This window comes from uncultured Algoriphagus sp. (assembly GCF_963974835.1).
Classification (GTDB): domain Bacteria; phylum Bacteroidota; class Bacteroidia; order Cytophagales; family Cyclobacteriaceae; genus Algoriphagus.
The window spans coordinates 86960-105813 of the sequence record NZ_CAXBET010000003.1 but is presented as its reverse complement, the minus strand read 5'-3'; the positions used below and the strand labels follow the sequence as shown (position 1 = coordinate 105813).

Annotated in this window: 18 protein-coding genes; 11 read left to right on the top strand and 7 right to left on the bottom strand. The window is 41.0% G+C overall.

Annotation, left to right across the window (positions count from 1 at the left end; genetic code table 11):
* Positions 1 to 182 precede the first annotated feature (182 nt).
* Positions 183 to 1526 (bottom strand): signal recognition particle protein, encoded by a 1344-nt coding sequence (gene ffh, locus AACZ73_RS08510; RefSeq protein WP_339877133.1) that lies wholly within the window; start codon positions 1524 to 1526, stop codon positions 183 to 185.
* 160 nt (positions 1527 to 1686) lie between these two features.
* On the opposite strand from ffh, the gene AACZ73_RS08505 reads away from it, so the two are divergent.
* From AACZ73_RS08505 to AACZ73_RS08495, 3 genes are all read left to right on the top strand, one after another.
* Positions 1687 to 4098, top strand: a complete 2412-nt coding sequence (locus AACZ73_RS08505) for a YfhO family protein (RefSeq protein ID WP_339877132.1) — start codon at positions 1687 to 1689, stop codon at positions 4096 to 4098.
* Positions 4085 to 4804 carry a class I SAM-dependent methyltransferase gene (locus AACZ73_RS08500; RefSeq protein ID WP_339877131.1) on the top strand — a complete coding sequence of 240 codons (720 nt, stop codon included), beginning with the start codon at positions 4085 to 4087 and terminating at the stop codon, positions 4802 to 4804. The genes AACZ73_RS08505 and AACZ73_RS08500 overlap by 14 nt, the downstream gene beginning before the upstream one ends.
* Before the next feature lie 95 nt (positions 4805 to 4899).
* A complete protein-coding gene (locus tag AACZ73_RS08495) occupies positions 4900 to 5430 on the top strand; it encodes an FKBP-type peptidyl-prolyl cis-trans isomerase (RefSeq protein ID WP_339877130.1) in 531 nt (176 codons plus the stop codon).
* A gap of 77 nt (positions 5431 to 5507) precedes the next feature.
* On the opposite strand, the gene AACZ73_RS08490 is transcribed toward AACZ73_RS08495, so the two are convergent.
* From AACZ73_RS08490 to AACZ73_RS08480, 3 genes are read right to left on the bottom strand one after another with little or no spacing between them, the layout of a single operon-like run.
* Positions 5508 to 6647 (bottom strand): phosphatase domain-containing protein, encoded by a 1140-nt coding sequence (locus tag AACZ73_RS08490; protein ID WP_339877129.1) that lies wholly within the window; start codon positions 6645 to 6647, stop codon positions 5508 to 5510.
* Between the two features lie 17 nt (positions 6648 to 6664).
* Positions 6665 to 7618, bottom strand: a complete 954-nt coding sequence (locus tag AACZ73_RS08485) for an ABC transporter ATP-binding protein (RefSeq protein WP_339877128.1) — start codon at positions 7616 to 7618, stop codon at positions 6665 to 6667.
* Positions 7615 to 7965 carry an MmcQ/YjbR family DNA-binding protein gene (locus AACZ73_RS08480; RefSeq protein WP_339877127.1) on the bottom strand — a complete coding sequence of 117 codons (351 nt, stop codon included), beginning with the start codon at positions 7963 to 7965 and terminating at the stop codon, positions 7615 to 7617. Before AACZ73_RS08480 ends, AACZ73_RS08485 begins: the two co-directional genes overlap by 4 nt.
* Before the next feature lie 124 nt (positions 7966 to 8089).
* Between AACZ73_RS08480 and AACZ73_RS08475 the strand changes: the two genes are divergently transcribed.
* The 5 genes from AACZ73_RS08475 (at position 8090) to AACZ73_RS08455 (ending at position 11653) form a co-directional block, all read left to right on the top strand.
* Positions 8090 to 8944 carry a peptidylprolyl isomerase gene (locus tag AACZ73_RS08475; protein WP_339877126.1) on the top strand — a complete coding sequence of 285 codons (855 nt, stop codon included), beginning with the start codon at positions 8090 to 8092 and terminating at the stop codon, positions 8942 to 8944.
* A 122-nt stretch (positions 8945 to 9066) separates the two neighbouring features.
* Positions 9067 to 9282 (top strand): dodecin family protein, encoded by a 216-nt coding sequence (locus AACZ73_RS08470; protein WP_339877125.1) that lies wholly within the window; start codon positions 9067 to 9069, stop codon positions 9280 to 9282.
* 133 nt (positions 9283 to 9415) lie between these two features.
* Positions 9416 to 9823 carry a hypothetical protein gene (locus tag AACZ73_RS08465; protein ID WP_339877124.1) on the top strand — a complete coding sequence of 136 codons (408 nt, stop codon included), beginning with the start codon at positions 9416 to 9418 and terminating at the stop codon, positions 9821 to 9823.
* 94 nt (positions 9824 to 9917) lie between these two features.
* Positions 9918 to 10802: a sterol desaturase family protein gene (locus tag AACZ73_RS08460; RefSeq protein ID WP_339877123.1), complete on the top strand. Its 885-nt coding sequence runs from the start codon at positions 9918 to 9920 to the stop codon at positions 10800 to 10802.
* Between the two features lie 236 nt (positions 10803 to 11038).
* A complete protein-coding gene (locus AACZ73_RS08455) occupies positions 11039 to 11653 on the top strand; it encodes a MarC family protein (protein ID WP_339877122.1) in 615 nt (204 codons plus the stop codon).
* 19 nt (positions 11654 to 11672) lie between these two features.
* Here the strand turns inward: AACZ73_RS08455 and AACZ73_RS08450 are convergent, their stop codons facing one another.
* The gene (locus tag AACZ73_RS08450; RefSeq protein ID WP_339877121.1) at positions 11673 to 12449 is read right to left on the bottom strand and encodes a class I SAM-dependent methyltransferase; all 777 of its coding nucleotides are present in this window, start codon (positions 12447 to 12449) and stop codon (positions 11673 to 11675) included.
* Positions 12450 to 12510: 61 nt separating this feature from the next.
* Between AACZ73_RS08450 and AACZ73_RS08445 the strand changes: the two genes are divergently transcribed.
* On the top strand, positions 12511 to 13746 hold the full coding sequence (locus tag AACZ73_RS08445) for a GWxTD domain-containing protein (RefSeq protein ID WP_339877120.1): 1236 nt from the start codon (positions 12511 to 12513) through the stop codon (positions 13744 to 13746).
* Positions 13719 to 14492: a 23S rRNA (guanosine(2251)-2'-O)-methyltransferase RlmB gene (gene rlmB / locus AACZ73_RS08440; RefSeq protein ID WP_092896414.1), complete on the top strand. Its 774-nt coding sequence runs from the start codon at positions 13719 to 13721 to the stop codon at positions 14490 to 14492. The genes AACZ73_RS08445 and rlmB overlap by 28 nt, the downstream gene beginning before the upstream one ends.
* Positions 14493 to 14523: 31 nt before the next feature.
* Here rlmB and AACZ73_RS08435 read toward each other — a convergent pair whose 3' ends face one another.
* Positions 14524 to 15594, bottom strand: a complete 1071-nt coding sequence (locus tag AACZ73_RS08435; protein ID WP_339877119.1) for a mannose-1-phosphate guanylyltransferase — start codon at positions 15592 to 15594, stop codon at positions 14524 to 14526.
* A gap of 8 nt (positions 15595 to 15602) precedes the next feature.
* Positions 15603 to 16571, bottom strand: coding sequence for a KpsF/GutQ family sugar-phosphate isomerase (locus AACZ73_RS08430; RefSeq protein WP_339877117.1), 969 nt, complete (start codon positions 16569 to 16571; stop codon positions 15603 to 15605).
* Between the two features lie 96 nt (positions 16572 to 16667).
* Between AACZ73_RS08430 and recQ the strand changes: the two genes are divergently transcribed.
* A complete protein-coding gene (recQ, locus tag AACZ73_RS08425; protein WP_339877115.1) occupies positions 16668 to 18845 on the top strand; it encodes a DNA helicase RecQ in 2178 nt (725 codons plus the stop codon).
* The last annotated feature ends 9 nt before the right edge of the window (positions 18846 to 18854 follow it).

Sequence of the window (18854 nt, the reverse complement as noted above, 5' to 3'; positions counted from 1 at the left end):
CAATCATCATCATAACGTTACTTATAAGAGCTTTAATTTCAAAAAGAGATTAGAAAAAACATATGCCCAGCGCTGGAGAAGCAGAATAGCGTCAATCCAAACTTCCAGCCCCCTACCTCACTCAAAGAGTTCACTGCGGTTTAAAAACAAAAAACCCGATCTCTAGATCGGGTTTTGAATTATTATCTTCTTCCAGCTTTGCCTGGGGGAAGCATCTTGCTCATGGCGGCTTTGGCGCCTCCCATTTTGTTCATTTGCTTCATCATCTTGCGCATATCTGAAAATTGCTTCATCAGGTTATTTACCTCCACGATAGTTCTGCCAGATCCTGCTGCCAGTCTCTTTCTCCTACTTCCATCGATCAAATCTGGATGCTCGCGCTCAGCTGGAGTCATTGATCTGATTATTGCTTCTATTGGTTTGAATGAATCGTCATCTATATCCAAGCCCTTTATGGCTTTGCCCATCCCTGGGATCATACCAAGCAAATCCTTGATGTTACCCATTTTCTTAACCTGCTCCAACTGCGAAAGGAAATCGTCAAAGTTGAAATTATTTGAACGGATCTTGGAATTGATACGCTTCGCTTCGTCTTCATCAAAAGACTGCTGTGCTCGTTCCACCAAGGAAATCACATCACCCATTCCCAGGATTCGCTGAGCCATACGATCTGGGTGGAATACATCCAGATCTTCCATCTTCTCACCGGTAGAGATAAACTTGATCGGCTTATTCACTACGTGACGAATGGAAATCGCGGCTCCACCTCTAGTATCACCATCGAGTTTGGTAAGCACAACTCCGTCGAAATTCAAACGCTCATCAAAGGTCTTAGCAGTATTCACTGCATCCTGACCCGTCATGGAATCCACTACAAAAAGTGTTTCAGATGGATTCAAAGCCTTTTTCAAAGCCTCAATCTCATTCATCATCATGTCATCAACTGCCAGACGACCAGCCGTATCGACTACGACCGTTTTCTTTCCTGTCTTCTTTGCATAGGCAATCGCATTATTCGCGATTTCCAATGCGTTCTTATTTTCAGGCTCAGCATATACTTCCACACCGATCTGCTCACCCAGCACTTTCAGCTGATCAATCGCCGCTGGACGGTAGATATCACAAGCCACTAGCAACACCTGACGGCCTTGCTTCTTTAAGTGAGCACCAAGTTTTCCAGTGAACGTAGTTTTACCAGACCCTTGAAGACCGGAGATCAAGATAACAGAAGGATCGCCGGAGATTTTAATATCTTCCTTCTTTCCCCCCATGAGTTTGGTCAGCTCTTCCTGGGTGATTTTGATCAATAATTGACCTGGAGAAACCGCTATCAAGACATCACGACCTAAGGCTTCGGTCTTGATGGTATCAGTGACTTCTTTGGCTACTTTATAGTTAACATCGGCATCGATCAAAGCTCTTCTAATCTCTTTGACGGTAGTTGCGACGTTTATTTCGGTGATTGTTCCGGTTCCTTTCAGCGTTTTGAAAGCCCGGTCTAATTTTAAACTTAAATTATCAAACATTCCTTATGTGGCTATTTGGTGCAAAAGTAATGATTTTCATCAGCTATGGAAAGGAGTCTTGCATCTATTGCAACCCAAGACTAGCTATTTTTGTAGAGCGTGTTTGCCTATAAATCCCTAATTTGCGTCCGCATCCATTTTCAAAAGAAAAACTCTTTTCATGCAGCTGAATTTTAAAAAAGACGTACTTCCCCATCTGGTAGGGATCGCCATTTTCTATGCTATTGTTGTCGTTTATTTTGCTCCTGTTGTACTTCAGGATCAGGTAATCATGCAGGGTGATATCCTCAAATGGGAAGGATCGGCCCAGGAAGCGATAGATTACCGTGCTGCTACGGGAGAGGAAGCTCTTTGGACAAACAGTGTTTTCGGGGGAATGCCAGCCTATTTTGTAAGTTTGGAATTTGCCGGAGATATCACGAACGCATTGGTAAGCGTGCTTACTTTAGGGCTTCCACATCCAGTAAATAGCCTGTTTCTGGGCATGGTGGCCATGTATGTGCTGATGCTGACTTTTGGAGTGAGGCCGGTGTTTGCTGTAATTGCCAGCGTAGCATTTTCTCTGAGTTCCTATAACCTTTTAAGTTTGGCAGCTGGACATAATGCCAAAATCTGGGCAATTAGCTTAATGCCTGTCATCCTACTTGGGATTCATTTGGCTTTCAAAAAGAAGCTACTACTGGGAGCTGGGGTACTAGCACTGGGTTTATTGCTCCAACTCAAATTCAATCACGTTCAGATCACCTATTACACATTGATCATTGCTGTGATATATGTAATCGTTCGACTTGTCTTTGACTGGAAAAAGGAAGGCTTTGCCCAGCTTGGAAAAATTATTGCTTTTCTTGCACTTGGTGCGTTGCTGGCAGTAGGAGGAAATATTGGAAGATTGGCAACTGCCCTTGAATATGCTCCCTACTCCACCCGCGGTAAAGCCACTTTGGAATCTGCTTCTGCTGGCCTGGATAAGGATTACGCATTTTCCTGGTCCAATGGCAAGCTGGAAACGCTTACTCTATTGGTTCCAAATTTCTATGGAGGAGGGAGCAGTACACCACTTGGTAAAAACACAGCATCTGAAAAAGCTTTGCGAAGCAACGGACTAGACCCAGCTCAAATCAATGGATTTCTTGCTGGGGCGCCAACCTATTGGGGAGATCAACCTTTCACTGGAGGACCAATGTACGGTGGTGTGATCTTAGTTTTCCTCGCTTTGATTGGTATCTGGGCTGCACCAAAAGAAAGTCTCTATACATTCGGTGCTATCATAATTTTGTCACTCATGCTTTCTTGGGGGAAAAACCTTAGTTGGTTTAATTACCTACTTTTTGACATTCTTCCAGGTTATAATAAATTCAGGGCCGTTTCAATGGCCTTAGGAATGACCCTTTTTGCGATCCCCGCATTGGGTGCTATCTCTCTGGAAAGAATTTACAGAAGTAAAGACTTCAAACCTCTATACATAGCAGGAGGAGCAGTGGGAGGTCTATTACTGTTGCTCGCTATTGGCGCTGGAGTTTTTAGATTCGAAGGGGCCGCGGATGCTGGATTGCCGGAATGGTTGATCAATGCGATACGTCAAGATCGAAAAGCTATGCTTTTAGCAAGCGCATGGAGAAGCTTGGCATTTGTGGCAACTGCGTTTGGACTGATTTATTTCGCTCTGAAAAATAAGATTTCTGATCTGGCACTCGGACTTGGGTTACTTGTATTAGTTACTGTTGATCTTTGGACAGTAAATAAAAACTATCTGAATGACGACTCTTTTCAGGGAAATCCTAGCAGAGCATACTTTACTGAAACTCCCGCGGACAAGACCATCTCAACGGATGATTCATACTTCAGGGTCTTAGATCTGACCGAAGGTCTGACTGCCATGGGTAAATCACCTTACAGATTCCACAGCCTTGGTGGATATCATGGTGCCAAGCTACGCAGGTATCAGGATTTGCTGGACAACAGATTGAATGTTGAATTGAATGACTTTGTCAAGAAAGCTCAGGAAGGGAATTTTGATTTTGCGGGGATTCAGACAATTAATATGATGAATACTAAATACGTAATTGCAGGAACTGCTGAAAATGCAGTTTTTGAGAATCCAGAAGCAAATGGCCCAGCTTGGGTTCCTTCACAGATCGTATCAGTTCAGACAAATCAGGAAGAAATGGAAGAACTGGGAAGAATAGATACCAAATCCCAAGCAACTATAAATACAGAAGAATTCGGCAATATCGCTGCTGGTTCTGGTCAAATTACCCATATATCCTACGCTCCTAACGAATTAAAATATCAGGCAGAGATGAATAAGGAAGGACTGGCTGTATTTTCAGAAATTCATTATCCTGAAGGATGGACTGCAACCATAGATGGGAACAAAACTGAGATTTTGAGGACGGACTATCTGCTTCGTGGATTGCTGATTCCAGCCGGAACTCATGAGATTGTTTTCAAGTTTGAACCAAAAAGCTACACTGCCACCAAAACCCCGATGATTATCTTTCAATACCTCATCGTATTGTCATTGATAGCTGGAGTGTTTTTCACGATTAAAGAAAAGAATGGAAGAGGATAAGGATAAAGTCGTCAGTTTTTACGATCAGTTTGCAGAGAAGCAAGCAAAGACCGGGATAAACTCCCGCCACTTAAATATACTTGACAAGGTAAAAGCTGCTGGTCTGAGGTCGAATCATAGTGTACTGGAAGTGGGCTGTGGGATAGGTACCGTGAGCCATTTGCTGGCTAACCAAGTCAAGAATGGGAATGTCTTGGCTGTAGATATTTCTCCGGAAAGCATACAAAAAGCCGAGGTACTATGGAAAGATCAGTCAAACCTTCAATTTGAAGTTTCTGATATGTCTGACTTTGACAAAGGAGGCAGAACTTTTGACTTTTTTGTTTTCCCTGATGTGTTGGAGCATATTCCTGTTGATCAGCATCCTCGCCTTTTCAATAATATTCAAAAGCATGCCCATCAGGATTCTGTCATATTCATCCATATTCCAGCTCCACGCTATCTGCAGTGGATGATAGAAAATGAACCTGAAAAACTGCAAGTTATAGATCAGCCTTTAGACTCAGGTGACCTTATAAAAAGTATTACCTCAAATGGCTTCTATCTGGAAAAAATGGAAACTTACTCTATATTTTTCGAAGAGAAAGATTATCAATACTTTGTATTTCGGGCAGCGAAACCTCTAATTAAATCCACCCCAAGAAGTAAATGGGAAATAGTAAAGGAGCGGATTAGTATCAGGATTAAGCATGGAATAGGAAAATAGAATGATGTTATCGAGCATGAGATTAAGCGACATATGAAGGTATAATTAGACATTTCAGATCCATCTGGATGACCATAAATAATCAATATTAAGATATGAAAATAGCAGAAAATACAGTTGTAGGACTTACATATGAACTTAAGGTAAGTAAAGAAGCCGATGAGATTGAATCAGCACCATTTAGTGTAGAAATCCGCGATTCAGCAGATCCTTTTTACTTTCTTTTTGGTGCGAGTGATTTGCCTGAGAAATTTGAAGAACTGCTGGTTGGTAAAGAAAAAGGGGAAGACTTTTCCTTTGTCATTCCAGTAGCACAAGCATACGGAGAAATAGATGAAGAACTGATTGTGAATCTTCCAAAATCTCAATTTTCAGGAGAAAATGGCTTCAACCCAGAAATGCTGGAAGAAGGCAATTTCCTTCCACTAATGGACGACGACGGCTATCCTATGCAGGCAAAAATCCTAAAGGACTTAGGAGAAGATATCCTTTTAGATTTTAACCATCCACTGGTAGGTTTTGATCTGCATTTTGATGGAAATATTGAAGAGGTCCGTGAAGCTACAAAAGAGGAACTTGCTCATGGACATGTGCATGGCGCACACGGAGCTCATGACGAGGAGTAGTAATTTATAATAGCGAGTAGATAAGGGGTAAGAGGTTTTCCGTTCTTACCTCTTCTTTTTTTGGAATATCAGGAGTCTTAAACCTGTTCGTTTTCCTCTTCATTTTTAACTTTTTCTATCACTATTTCTTCCATGTCTTCCGGTAATATCCAGCCTTTAGAAAGTGAATAATGGGAAGCTTCCACCGTAGTTTTTACCAACAGCATTTCAACGCCTAAGGTTTTCAATTCTGTCTTTACTTTATTTACAAAATCGTGTTTGGAAGAATGAACATCCCGAATGAAAATCATCAAAATTCTATCGGGAAATTCGCGGACTATCTGCAGGTAAATGGTAGGATCTTCCTGTCCACTGTCTCCAATTAGTATAAAAGGCAGTTGAGCATACGTACACAGAATCTGGCGGATTTGCTGCAGTTTATGTTCTGAATGGCTTCCTGAAATAAGCTCTGTCCTGGACAGTCCAATATCCCGAAGCATCAATGGACCTTTGGGAATATCATGGATTTTCATAAGCTCTTTGAGAAAGTCGTAGAGATTCCATGGACTGCTGGAAACATAAAAAAACGGATTACTCTCTATATCATCCGTACCTTTCTGGAGAGCTTTATAAAATGCCGCAACTCCTGGAAACGGCACTCTGGTATGCGCATTCTTTGCAAAAGTAGTCTTCAGCATCTCACTCATTCGCATTGCGCCAGTGGGAATAATGGTGTCATCCACATCAGAAATAATTCCATAATCAATATTCCCAACAGGTAGAAACACGTCTCCACAAGCTATAACTTCCTTCTGTTTTCTGATTACACGATCCATCAAGGTCAGTTCGATCTGTTGCCAGCGCGATGCCAATTTTATATTTGCATTTGGATGAATTTTAAATTCGAAGTATCCTTCCTCATCTGTCTTTACGAAGTATTCCTCATCTTGAAACCTAGCTCTCACCCGTACCCTAGGAATCACTACACTCATAAATCGCCTCCGCATTCTACCGATATTCCTCCAGACGCTATCCTCAGGACTTGACACACCAATTCTATTATCCATGATCACTCTCCCCACCAGAAGAATTTCTTTCTCATTGCCAAATCCTTCGTAGGGTATGATCAAAATATTTCTCACTAGTCCAAGTTTGATCCATAGCCATAATATCACCTGACTGATCGCCAGCTTGACTTCATACAGGATGGTTAGAGGAATATTTCTTTTTTGGGACATTGTTGTGCTCCTGATGTCTAAAGTTTCATCACTTTGTCACTATCCCAACTTAAATAAACACGATCACCAATTTCATACTTCCGCTGAGGATCATCTACCTCCCAGGTCAGTCCACTTTCTTTGAGCAAAACCTGAAGGGAATTATAGTGAACCAAAAAACGTGAATCTGTGACATGTGCGAGTAACCCGCCTTTGGTACGAATCTTCAAATCAGAAGGTCTGATGTAGCTGTTTTTGATATCCGGAAGTTTATTTATAGAGCTGAAAAGTCGGGCTACATATTTTGTTTTCGGCTTCTCACAAAGTTGCCGTGAAGTTCCATTTTGCACTACCTTCCCCTTTTGCAAAATAATCAAGTTATCCGTCAGGCGAAGAGCGTCGTCCAGATCGTGTGTTACAAAGACCACCGTGGTTCCCATTTTTAGAAAAGTGCTTTTCATTTCCAAAATCAGCTGCTGCGTCTGTATGCTATCCAACGAACTAAAAGGCTCATCAAGCAATACAACTTCCGGCTCCACGCTGAGGGCTTTTCCTATAGCCACTTTCTGTTTTTGCCCACCGGAGAGCTGATGTGGAAAGCGGTCCCTAAATTCAGTAAGATTTAATAACTGAAGTAATTGCTCTACTCGGTTTTTCGCATAATCGCGCTCATAATGGAGCAATGGCCTTGAAAGATTCTCCTCTACGGTAGAATTAGGATAGAGATGAAAATTCTGATGGATTAGCTTGATCTCGTCATAGCCGGACACAATCTTTTGATTGGGATTTAAAATAGCGTTGCCTTCCAAGAAAACTTCTCCTGAATCCTGAACTTCTAGCCCAGCCATTATTTTCAATAATGTACTTTTACCTGAGCCACTTTCCCCTACAATAGCTAGAAATTCTCCTTGAGTCAATTCCAGGGAAAAGGGAAGTAAAGCCGGGTGTCCATCGTAAGATTTGGATACATTAGAGATGGAAAAATATGTCATGGGCGGATTTTAGCTTGCACCTTTTTAGTCAAGCTGCCAAAGATAAGGGCGTATGAATGATCTGCCAATTCCAATATCAATCGATCTGGAACATTTCCAGATGTACTCACCGAATTCCACTGCTGTTTGTTCATATGGTATCCTGGAGTGATTCCTTCATATTGTTCCCGTAATTCTACCGCACGCTCAGGATCACATTTTAGATTGATGTATTGAAAAGCCGAGATGGAACAAATGGAAAAGATTTTTTTGCCCACCCGAAAACAAAGTGCATCTTGATCGAAAGGCGTGTCTTCTGTTACCCCAGGTTTAGCTAAGCAATAATCTCGATAATATTCTAGAGTCATAGAGGATCTCATTTGAAAAAGGAAAATTAAGGAAAAGACAGAGTAGAAAAAATATTAGTAGTTTTTGGCAAGGGGCAGAATTCACTATTTTTCACCTCGAATCCGCTTAGCCACCTTACTAATTATGAAGATAAATTTCTTTTGTTTTTCCGTAATGCTTTTGCTCGCTGGCTGTCATTCTTTGAGCAAATCAAAAATCAGTAAAAAAGACATTTCAAGAGACATCCAAATACTAACCACAGAGGGCACCATTGTGCTTCGCCTATACGATGACACTCCCTTAAGTCGCAATAATTTCCTCAGCTTGGTCAAACAAGACATGTATGACAGCATACTTTTTCATAGAGTCATCGAAAATTTTATGGTTCAAGCAGGTGAGCGAGTTAACGAAGATGCCTTCCAGAGAAAAAAAGAAATACGGGGATTTGAAGATCTAGTTTCGGCAGAGATAAACTCAACTCACTTTCATAAAAGAGGCGCAGTGGGTGCAGCAAGATTTGGAGATAATGTGAATCCTGAGCAAAAAGGCAGCTTCATTCAATTCTATATTGTGCAAGGAAATACATATACTGATAGCACATTGGACATCGCAGAAAAACGCATCAACAAATCACTTGCATACAATCACATCATTAATGACAGTGTAAATAAATCCACCTTCGAGCACTATCAGGATTTATTAGAAAACCGCACTCCAGAGAATGAACAGGCTAGAAATGCTTTAAAAATCAAGCTTGACTCTTTAGCTGGAATTGAAGAACAAAGAATGACTCCTTACCTCTTTCCTGAAGCTCATCGCGAAGTGTATAAAACAAAAGGTGGAGCAGCCCATTTGGATCAGAGCTACACCGTTTTTGGGGAGGTAATATCTGGGATGGATGTCGTAGACAAAATAGCTGCTGCCCAAACAAACAAGGAAGACAGACCGATAAATGACATCCTGATTTTATCCTCCACTTTGATCAAAAGGCAAGAATGATTGCTTTTCCAATTCCTATGTACTTTTCGTTTCGCTACTGTAGACTGCTATATTCCCATTATTAGCATGGCGCTTGCATAAAAATTAGACTTAATCCTAATTTTCACAAAACCAAAACAACCATGGGAATAGTAAAAGTATTGGAGGTAATCGCCTCTTCGGAAAACAGTATAGAAGATGCAATCCAAAACGCAGTAGATGAAGTTTCTAAAACTGTCCATAATATTGACTCAGTATACGTGAAAGATATTAAAGCTCACGTGAAGGAAGGAAAGGTGACTTCCTTTGGCTGCGTCTGCAAAGTCTCGTTCCGGGTAGATCAGTCCAAAAACGTTTAATAAATTTGGGAGGGTGCAGATGTTGCACCCTTATTTTTTCCTTTTATTTTTTGGGGGACATATAAATGAGCTGGTGATTGGCATAAGGGTAACATATTCCTAATTTCAAACCTGAATCACCAATAATTTTAGAATGAACACCAAGCTAATTATGACTCTGAGCGCTATAATAATGGGCGCAGCAGGAATAATCCTCTCTTTTGCATCTGATTACATCATAAGCTTCTTGAAGCTTGGAACAGACCTAATCACCTTACTTTTCTTTCAAATTCTTGGGGCATTGTATTTTGGATTCGCCATGCTGAACTGGATGAATAAAGGTCGACCAATAGGTGGTATTTACAATAGACCCGTTGCCGTTGCAAATCTTTGCCATTTTGGGATCGCAGGGCTTGCGCTAATAAAGGGTGTTATTTCTAATCCAGATTTGCCTATCACTATTTGGTGTGTGGCAATCGTTTATATTGTATTTGGAACTGCTTTTGGAATTATACTTTTCCAACACCCTACATCTGATAAGCCAAAAATTAAATCGGATTAAACCAATTGATTAGCAAAATCTTAATCAAGTGACTTACACTTTTTCTGTGACTCAATTCACCTACTGACCAAAAGAATTTCCACATCTTTGCCAAATGGAAAAATACATCAAAGCAGTTTCAGACGGCTATTATGGCTATTGGAATTACTTTATTGGAGAAATCCTGCACCCAAGCTGGCATAATTACTTCTACTGGCTAGTGGGGGCATCTTTGGTTATTTATGGACTGGAAGTTCTTTTTCCATGGAGAAAAAACCAACCTATAATCCGTGAGCATTTTTGGCTGGATATTTTTTATCTTTTTTGGAATTATTTCCTATTTGCATTGGTCGCTTACAATGCACTCTCGATGGTAGCAGTGGAAGCATTCAATGATTTTCTGGGCGTATTTGGTATAACCAACACTGTGGCTATAAAAGTCGATCAACTTCCCGGCTGGGTGCAGCTGGTGATCATTTTTATAGTGAGGGATTTCATGCAGTGGGCAATTCACCGGATGTACCATCATGTGGACTGGATGTGGGAGTTTCATAAAGTTCACCACAGTACACGCGAGATGGGTTTTGCAGCTTTGCTACGCTACCATTGGATGGAAAACATCTTGTATCGTACGTTAGAATACATTCCTTTAGCTATGATTGGATTTGGGATTACAGACTTCTTTATTGTCCACATCTTCACGCTAGTACTTGGTCAACTTGGCCATGCCAACCTCAAAATTCCATTGGGCCCATTTAAATACATACTCAATGGTCCACAAATGCATTTGTGGCACCACGCAAAGGATTTGCCTGATAGCCACCCGCATGGATTCAATTATGGAATTTCACTAAGTGTCTGGGACTTTCTTTTTAGGACAGATTACTGGCCATCAGACGACGAGAACTTGCCTGTGGGACTTCCTGATGAAGAAAAGTTTCCGGAAGATTTTATAGGTCAAACCACAGAGCCTTTCAAACGAATATTCAGGAAAGGATAATTTTTCTTTTTCTCGGCTTGGTTTTCTTCTGGCGAGCTAAATCATTCAAAGATTATTAATTCTAAACCTGAAAAAGCTTTTTAACAAATGATTACTGCACCTATTTATAAATTCATTCAGTTTGGAATCTCCTTTCTTCGCTTGCTGATAAAATGAGATTTGGGCTAGGCCATAGTTTTAGATACCTTCATGTTCTCTTGCCAAATCCACACAACTAACCACAGAAAAAAGCCTTCATGGATAGCCTTTTAGCTTTTACTCTTTCCGTTTTTACAGGCTTTTTTGCCATCATGAATCCTATCGCAAACGTTCCAATTTTTGCATCACTTACAGATGATCTGGATAAAAAGACGAAAAGGAGCATAAGCAAGCGGGCCACTCTTACAGCTTTCGTGATTGTGGTGGTCTTTGTGGTGTTAGGAAAATTTATTTTTGAGATCTTCGGAATCACCATTCCTGCCTTTAAGATTACTGGTGGAATTCTGATTTTTTTCGTGGGATTCGAGATGCTGCAATCTAAAAAATCCAGCGTCAAGCATATCAAAGATCCTGAAACCGAAGAAAACATTGCCATCTCACCTCTGGCAATTCCAATTCTGGCAGGGCCAGGTACTATTGTGACAGCAATGAATTTCGCTTCTCAAGGCAATTACATCAATATTCTGATAGTCATTGGGGTATTTGCTGTGCTATGCCTGATGACCCATATCGCATTTGAACTGGGAGACCAGATTGTGAAACGCCTGGGTAAAAATCTAATCGTCGTGATTGGAAAGATCATGGGTTTGATAATAGCCATCATCGGCACCAACATGATAATTTCAGGAATCAAAGCAGCATTTTTTGAATAACCTCTTCACCTTAAAATTCCTATTTCTTACTCAACACATAGAACAAATCTAATCCTACAGCCGGATCTTCTACGATAAGATAGTCCTCATGGGATATATCCACTACGCTTTTTCCCTGCTCTTGGTGAAGTTTATTACGGTTTCTTCGGTTTAAGATTTCATAAGGCATTTTCAGAATTGCTGCTGGCAGCTTATGTTGCAGATTAAAAATATCAAAGCGCATAATCTTCTGAACTGATTTGCGGTTAGCCTCGTGATAAGCCCAGACACGTTCATTGCCCCCCACTCCTTTAGCCTTTACTGAATCAAAAATGGATGAGCACAAATCAATCAATTGCTGGGGCGTATATTCCCGCTCATGCCAAGGGTTTCTTGAAAGTGTGTGGTTGACGTTTGGCGTAGAAATCACTGCTTTACCGCCTGGCTTCAAAACTCTATATATTTCTTCCAAAAACAATTTATCATTTGGGATATGCTCAATAACCTGAAAACTTACCACCGTATCAAAAGAATTATCCGCTATTCCTGTAAAAGGAGGGATCACTGCTTGCTGAAATTCTACTTTAGGGAATTTAACTTTCAGTTCGTCTATCACTTCCCGGATTTTGTCCAGGCCAAGATAGCTGTCTGCATAGGGCAAGAGCGTTTCCACTCCACGGCCTTCGCCACAGCCAACTTCCAGTAATTTACCAGAAATCCAGGGCTGAGCAGCAATGTATGCTTTCAGTAAGCGTTGATGAATAGGATTGTCACTGACCAACTTGTCAGACGCGATTTCCGTAGTATAGGTAGCCATACAAAAATTTACTATTTTGTCAAAAGTAAGGTTAATTTCCCAAACCCGACATCATCACCCAATGAACTACAAAACAAGCCGACTCATTATTTTTTTGATCCTTTTAGTAGGAAGCACATTCTCTTCTTTTGCACAAAAAACATTAAGCAGTCTAAATCAGACTCTTCGTTATTCTAGGTATTCCAGAATATCGCTGAAGATTATTCCTGTAAAAGAATCGGAAACGAGTTTCAAACTTCAGTTTCAGGTAGAAAAAATAGAAGAAAATCCAGAATTCAACTTGTATAGCTTTACCTATTCTATTTTAGATAGCTACGATCAGGAAATTCTCTCGGACAACACAAATATCCTAACCTCAGATGATCTGAAATATGATACGGATCGTCATTGGGTATTTGAAAAATCCATCGAAATTCCCAACACCACTGAGACTGCTATAGCGTTGTTTACCGCATTGGACACCAGGCAAGGTGACGAATATTATTATTCCACCGACATCAAAAGTGGATTTGTATTTGATCTCCCCAACTTTGGAGCTTATTACGCCAACAATGTAGGGTTTGACCAAAATTATTTGACCGCAGGAGAATCCCTACTTTTCAAGTCTAACGGCGGCCCGAATCTTCACGGATTTTATTATCCTATCAGTCTGGAAGTACCTTACCCGCCTATGGAAACGAAACCAGCAGCAGTTCCAAGAGAATTGCAGGTTATAGATCAAGGGGATTTTTTAGCCAATGTGCCAAAATCCTTTGATGAAATAGGATATTACTTCGTACAAAGTGACACTGCATCCCGCACTGGAATAGTGCTAAAAACAACGCACGAAGCATTTCCCAAAGTAAAAGACTGGGATGAGATGGTGGATATGGTTACCTATATTTCCACCCGAAAAGAGCATGAAGCGCTACTAGCTGCCGAAGACAAAAAGAAGGCTTTGGATACCTATTGGATAGGTTTGACTAGAAATGAAGACACATCCAAAGAGCTTATCCGTGAATATTTTAGGCAAGTAGAATTTGCCAATATTCTCTTTACAGACTTCAAGGAAGGCTGGAAAACTGATAGAGGAATGATCTATATCGTGATGGGACCTCCCGAGGAAGTTAACTTTTATTTGGACAGGGAAGTGTGGAGTTATGGAGGAACTAATGAGAGTTCGAGAATTCGCTTTACCTTTGCGCGGGTTAAAAACATACTTAGCCCACACTATTACACATTGAACCGCTCCCGTTCTTATCAGCCGGTTTGGTTCAAAAACATATCCATATGGAGAAGCGGAAAGATGGCTTTTTGATTGAAAAAGGCGAGCACGAGAAAGATTTTATTTTTGGCACCAGGGCAGTCATGGAGTCAATTCATGCAGGCAAAGACATCGATAAGGTGTTGGTGCAGAAGGAGATTAATAATGACCTGATCAAGGAGCTTCTGCAACTTTGCAAAGCTGAAAAAATCCCTGTAGTTCGTGTTCCTGATGCAAAACTGAACAGAATTACCCGAAAAAATCACCAAGGGGTAGTCGCGCAGATGTCTTCCATAGAATATGCTTCTTTGGATCACGTGATCGAGAGCTGTTTTAATGTTGGGAAATCTCCATTGATACTCATTTTGGACAGAATTACCGATGTGCGAAACTTTGGAGCTATTGCTAGAACTGCTGAGTGTGCGGGAGTGGATGCAATTGTGATTCCCGAGAAAGGAAGCGCCCAGATCAACTCTGATGCAATCAAAACTTCCGTGGGAGCATTGAATTTCCTTCCGGTAGTTCGTGTACGAAATCTTTTTTACACCTGTAGAGATCTTCAGAAGTCAGGATTGGTTTTAGTAGCTATTACGGAAAAGACCGAAAAGACTATGTACGATGTAGATTTCTCAGTTCCGGTTGCAATGGTAATGGGATCTGAAGAAGACGGGATCTCTACTGAACTAATGGGAATTGTGGATGAAAAAGTAAAAATCCCAATGGCAGGAAGAATTGAAAGTTTGAATGTATCTGTATCGGCTGGGGTAGCGATTTACGAAGCAATCAGGCAACGAAAATAAAACTTTATAAAAGTGCGGAAAGGGGAAGATTTCAGATAAAGTCTTCCCCTTTCTTTTTTGCGTTGGAAACAAACTCACGGAATTTCTTCTCAGAATCCAGCTTGCAGATCAGCAACACATTATCTGTTTCATTTACCAGGTAATTTTCAAGTCCTTCGATCACCACTAACTTTTCGCCCTCAACTTTTATATAGCTGTTCTCAGTATCGTAAAGAATTGCATTTGCTTCCACCACATTGTTGTTTTCATCCTTTTCCTTTAGCCTATGTAGGCTATGCCATGACCCTAGATCTGACCAACCAAAATCACCCAGGACCACATATACATGACTAGACTTCTCCATTACGCCGTAATCAAATGACACGCTTTTCACCTGAGTATAAGCACTTGCCACAAACTCCGCTTCCCCAGCTGTGCCATAGATATCTTCTCCTTCTTCAAATACTTCAGCCATGTCTGGCATGTATTTTTCGAACGCATGAATAAGACTTTTAGACTTCCAAACAAACATGCCTGAATTCCAGACGAAGTCTCCACTTTCCAAAAATGTCTTTGCAAGTTTTGTATTCGGCTTATCTGTAAATGTCTTTACACGAAAAGCGTTTGTTCCAGGCTTCTCAATGTATTGAATATATCCGTAGCCAGTTTCCGGTCTATTTGGCTTGACACCGAGTGTTATCAACTTTCCTTCCTGAGCAGATTCCACCGCTTTCTTTAAGGTACGGGTAAACTTTTTTTCCTGTAAAACCAAGTGGTCTGCTGGCGTCACTATTATTGTAGCTTCAGGATCAATGGAATTAATTTTATAGGTAGCGTAGGCGAGGCAGGTTGCCGTATTCTTTCTCATCGGCTCAGTAAGAATCTGATGCGGCTTCAATTCCGGCAGTTGCTCCCTGACTAGCGGAAGGTATTTTCTATAGGTGATGACTACAAATTGTTCGGGCTCTGCAATATCCTCAAATCGATCAAACGTCATCTGCAAAAGCGTACGACCAGTCCCTAAAATATCCAAAAATTGCATTGGTCTCTTTCTCCGGCTGTATGGCCAAAATCTGGAACCAATGCCTCCAGCCATAATTAAAATATAGGGTTTATTATGCATGTCAAAAATTAAACAATTCCTTCCTTCATCAATTCATGAATATGAACAAAACCAGCGATTTTATCTCCATTCATAGCCACAAGTTGAGTGATATTATGATTTTTCATCATATTCAACGCTCGAATGGCATATTCTTGTGTGGAAATGGATTTTGGTTTTACCGTCATAATATCAGAAGCCTTAAGCAATTGAATGTCAAGAGATTTTTGGAGCATTCTTCGTAAATCTCCGTCGGTAATGATTCCTTTCAAATTGCCTTCGCCATCAACTACCGACGTAGCGCCAAGCCTTTTCCCGGAAATCTCCAGAATCACTTCAGCCAATCCTGCATTTTCGGAAACTATAGGAACTTCGTTGCTTCCCAGTACATCCCCTACCCGAAGATATAATTGCTTGCCCAAAGATCCACCGGGATGATATTTTGCAAAATCCTCAGAGGTAAATCCTCTTGCTTCCAGCAAACACACCGCAAGGGCATCACCGAGTGCCAAATGTGCCGTTGTACTGGTCGTTGGTGCCAAATTATGTGGGCAGGCCTCCTCTCCAATTGTAGCATTTAGAACAAAATCTGCCTGCTCAGCGAGGTAACTCTTAGTATTGCTTACAAGCGCTACAAGTTTGCTTCCTAGCTTTTTGAGAAGAGGAACAAGAACTTTTATCTCGGGAGTGTTTCCGCTTTTGGAGATACAAATGACAATATCATTTTCTAAAATCATCCCAAGATCTCCATGAATAGCATCCGCAGCGTGCATAAAAAGTGCTGGTGTTCCAGTGGAATTTAGCGTAGCAACAATCTTATTGGCTATGATGGCGCTCTTTCCTACGCCGGTAATGACCACTCTCCCTTTCGAATTCAAAATATGCTCGACACAGTCTTCAAAATGACCATCTAAAAAATCAACGAGATTTAACACTGCCTGCGCCTCGTTTTGCAATACTCTTGTGGCTGTATTTCTAATATTTTTAGCTAAATTCAATTTTACCTGCGTTTATAACTAATTTTGAACACTGGTATAAATGTAATAAATCATTCCTGTTTACAGGCTTTAGTTACCCTTTTAGCCCCTTAACAAGTGGAAGAAAAAGTAAAAGCAGATCTTAAAAAAATCTTTGGATTCAGTCAATTCCGTGGTAATCAGGAGTTGATCGTTGACAACTTGCTTAACAAACGAAATACGTTTGTCATTATGCCTACGGGCGCTGGCAAATCTTTATGCTATCAATTGCCGGCAGTGATGAAGGATGGCACTGCTATAGTCATTTCTCCTTTGATCGCTTTGATGAAAAATCAGGTCGACCAATTACAGGCTTTGGGGATTAATGCTCATTTCCTGAACTCAACTCTGAATAAATCCGAAGCTGCCAAGGTGAAGAGTGAAGTACTAAGCAAAAAAACAAAGCTGCTTTACGTAGCTCCGGAATCTTTGACTAAAGAAGAAAATATTGAGTTCCTCAAATCTGCGAAGCTCAGTTTCGTTGCTATTGATGAGGCACACTGTATTTCTGAGTGGGGACATGATTTTCGTCCGGAATACCGAAGAATCAAATCTATTGTAGCACAAATCGCTCCTAACCTGCCCATCATTGCACTTACTGCCACTGCTACGCCAAAGGTGCAACAGGACATTCAGCGCAATCTTCAGATGGAAGAGGCCGACTTGTTCAAATCTTCTTTTAACAGAACCAATCTTTTCTATGAGGTACGGCCTAAAGTAAAGAATGATTCGAAGAAGGATTTGATCAAATTCATTAAAGGGCACAAAGGCAAATCCGGAATCATCTATTGTCTCAGCCGTAAAAAGGTGGAAGAAATAGCACAACTCTTAAAGGTTAATCAAATTAATGCAGCCCCGTATCACGCCGGGCTGGATTCCTCTGTAAGGATTAAGACTCAGGACGATTTCCTCAATGAAGAGCTAGATGTAATAGTAGCGACAATTGCATTTGGGATGGGAATTGACAAGCCGGATGTACGCTATGTGATTCACTACGATGTTCCAAAATCCCTTGAAGGATATTATCAGGAAACCGGGCGTGCAGGACGCGATGGATTGGAAGGGCATTGTCTGATGTTTTACAAATACGAAGACATCGTCAAGCTGGATAAATTCAACAAAGATAAGCCAGTCACGGAACGGGAAAATGCTAAAATTCTTTTGCAGGAAATGGCGGCATTCGCCGAAACAGGGGTATGTAGAAGGAAATTTATCCTTAATTACTTCGGAGAGACAATGGATGACGATTGCGGCTTCTGCGACAACTGTAAGCGCCATCGCGAAACATTCGAAGGAATGGATTTGGTCATTACCGTACTGGAAGCTGCTCAGCAAACCAATGAACGCTTTGGCCTGGATCATCTGGTAAAGGTAATCGTAGGAGAATCCACTGATTATGTGGTGAGTTATTCACACGATAAACTTCCTGCCTTCGGCAAAGGCAAAGAGATATCAGAGAAGACTTGGATAGGTGTGATCCGTCAGGTGATGATTTTAAATATGCTTGAAAAGGACATCGAAAATTTCGGAGTACTTAAGATCACATCCAAAGGCAAAGATTTTCTGGAATCTCCTTACAAACTCGATCTTCACCATGATCACGATTTCGCTGCAGAAATAGAAACTGGTCAAGCAGAAATAGATATCAGCACGGGCATTTCCTATGATGAGAAGCTTTTTGAATTGCTAAAAGCAGAGCGAAAAAAAGTGGCCCGGGCCAAGGGGCTTCCGCCATACGTCATCTTTCAGGATCCTTCATTGGAAGAAATGGCAACAGTATACCCCACTACGCGTGAAGAGCTGGCGCAAATCATAGGCGTGGGTATGGGAAAAGTAGTTAAATTCGGGTCTTCATTCCTGAAATTAATAGCGAACTACGTAGAGGAGAATGAGATCGAGACCGCATCAGATGTAGTAGTCAAATCATCTGGAACCCGTTCAAAAGTGAAGATTTCGATTATCCAGCAGATCGACCGCAAGGTAGGCTTGGACGAGGTAGCAGAAAACCTCAACATGAGTATGAGTGAATTGCTTCATGAAATAGAGCAGATCATTTATAGCGGAACTAAACTAAATATAGATTACTACATAGAGGCCATCATGGACGAAGATCGGGAGGACATGCTCCACGATTACTTCATGAATGCCACGAGTGATCAGATCAAAGCAGCTTTGGATGAACTAGAGGATGAGGATTTTGCAGAGGATGAACTGCGAGTCTATCGCATTAAATTCATCTCTGAGCATGCGAATTAACTTGAATTG

Coding starts and splice junctions, on each gene's coding strand:
- AACZ73_RS08475 (WP_339877126.1), top strand. CDS start 8,090: ATGAAGATAAATTTCTTTTGTTTTTCCGTAATGCTTTTGCTCGCTGGC.
- AACZ73_RS08435 (WP_339877119.1), bottom strand. CDS start 15,594: ATGCATAATAAACCCTATATTTTAATTATGGCTGGAGGCATTGGTTCC.
- AACZ73_RS08495 (WP_339877130.1), top strand. CDS start 4,900: ATGAAAATAGCAGAAAATACAGTTGTAGGACTTACATATGAACTTAAG.
- rlmB (WP_092896414.1), top strand. CDS start 13,719: ATGGAGAAGCGGAAAGATGGCTTTTTGATTGAAAAAGGCGAGCACGAG.
- AACZ73_RS08445 (WP_339877120.1), top strand. CDS start 12,511: ATGAACTACAAAACAAGCCGACTCATTATTTTTTTGATCCTTTTAGTA.
- AACZ73_RS08450 (WP_339877121.1), bottom strand. CDS start 12,449: ATGGCTACCTATACTACGGAAATCGCGTCTGACAAGTTGGTCAGTGAC.
- AACZ73_RS08480 (WP_339877127.1), bottom strand. CDS start 7,965: ATGACTCTAGAATATTATCGAGATTATTGCTTAGCTAAACCTGGGGTA.
- ffh (WP_339877133.1), bottom strand. CDS start 1,526: ATGTTTGATAATTTAAGTTTAAAATTAGACCGGGCTTTCAAAACGCTG.
- AACZ73_RS08505 (WP_339877132.1), top strand. CDS start 1,687: ATGCAGCTGAATTTTAAAAAAGACGTACTTCCCCATCTGGTAGGGATC.
- AACZ73_RS08485 (WP_339877128.1), bottom strand. CDS start 7,618: ATGACATATTTTTCCATCTCTAATGTATCCAAATCTTACGATGGACAC.
- AACZ73_RS08500 (WP_339877131.1), top strand. CDS start 4,085: ATGGAAGAGGATAAGGATAAAGTCGTCAGTTTTTACGATCAGTTTGCA.
- AACZ73_RS08465 (WP_339877124.1), top strand. CDS start 9,416: ATGAACACCAAGCTAATTATGACTCTGAGCGCTATAATAATGGGCGCA.
- AACZ73_RS08470 (WP_339877125.1), top strand. CDS start 9,067: ATGGGAATAGTAAAAGTATTGGAGGTAATCGCCTCTTCGGAAAACAGT.
- AACZ73_RS08490 (WP_339877129.1), bottom strand. CDS start 6,647: ATGTCCCAAAAAAGAAATATTCCTCTAACCATCCTGTATGAAGTCAAG.
- AACZ73_RS08455 (WP_339877122.1), top strand. CDS start 11,039: ATGGATAGCCTTTTAGCTTTTACTCTTTCCGTTTTTACAGGCTTTTTT.
- AACZ73_RS08460 (WP_339877123.1), top strand. CDS start 9,918: ATGGAAAAATACATCAAAGCAGTTTCAGACGGCTATTATGGCTATTGG.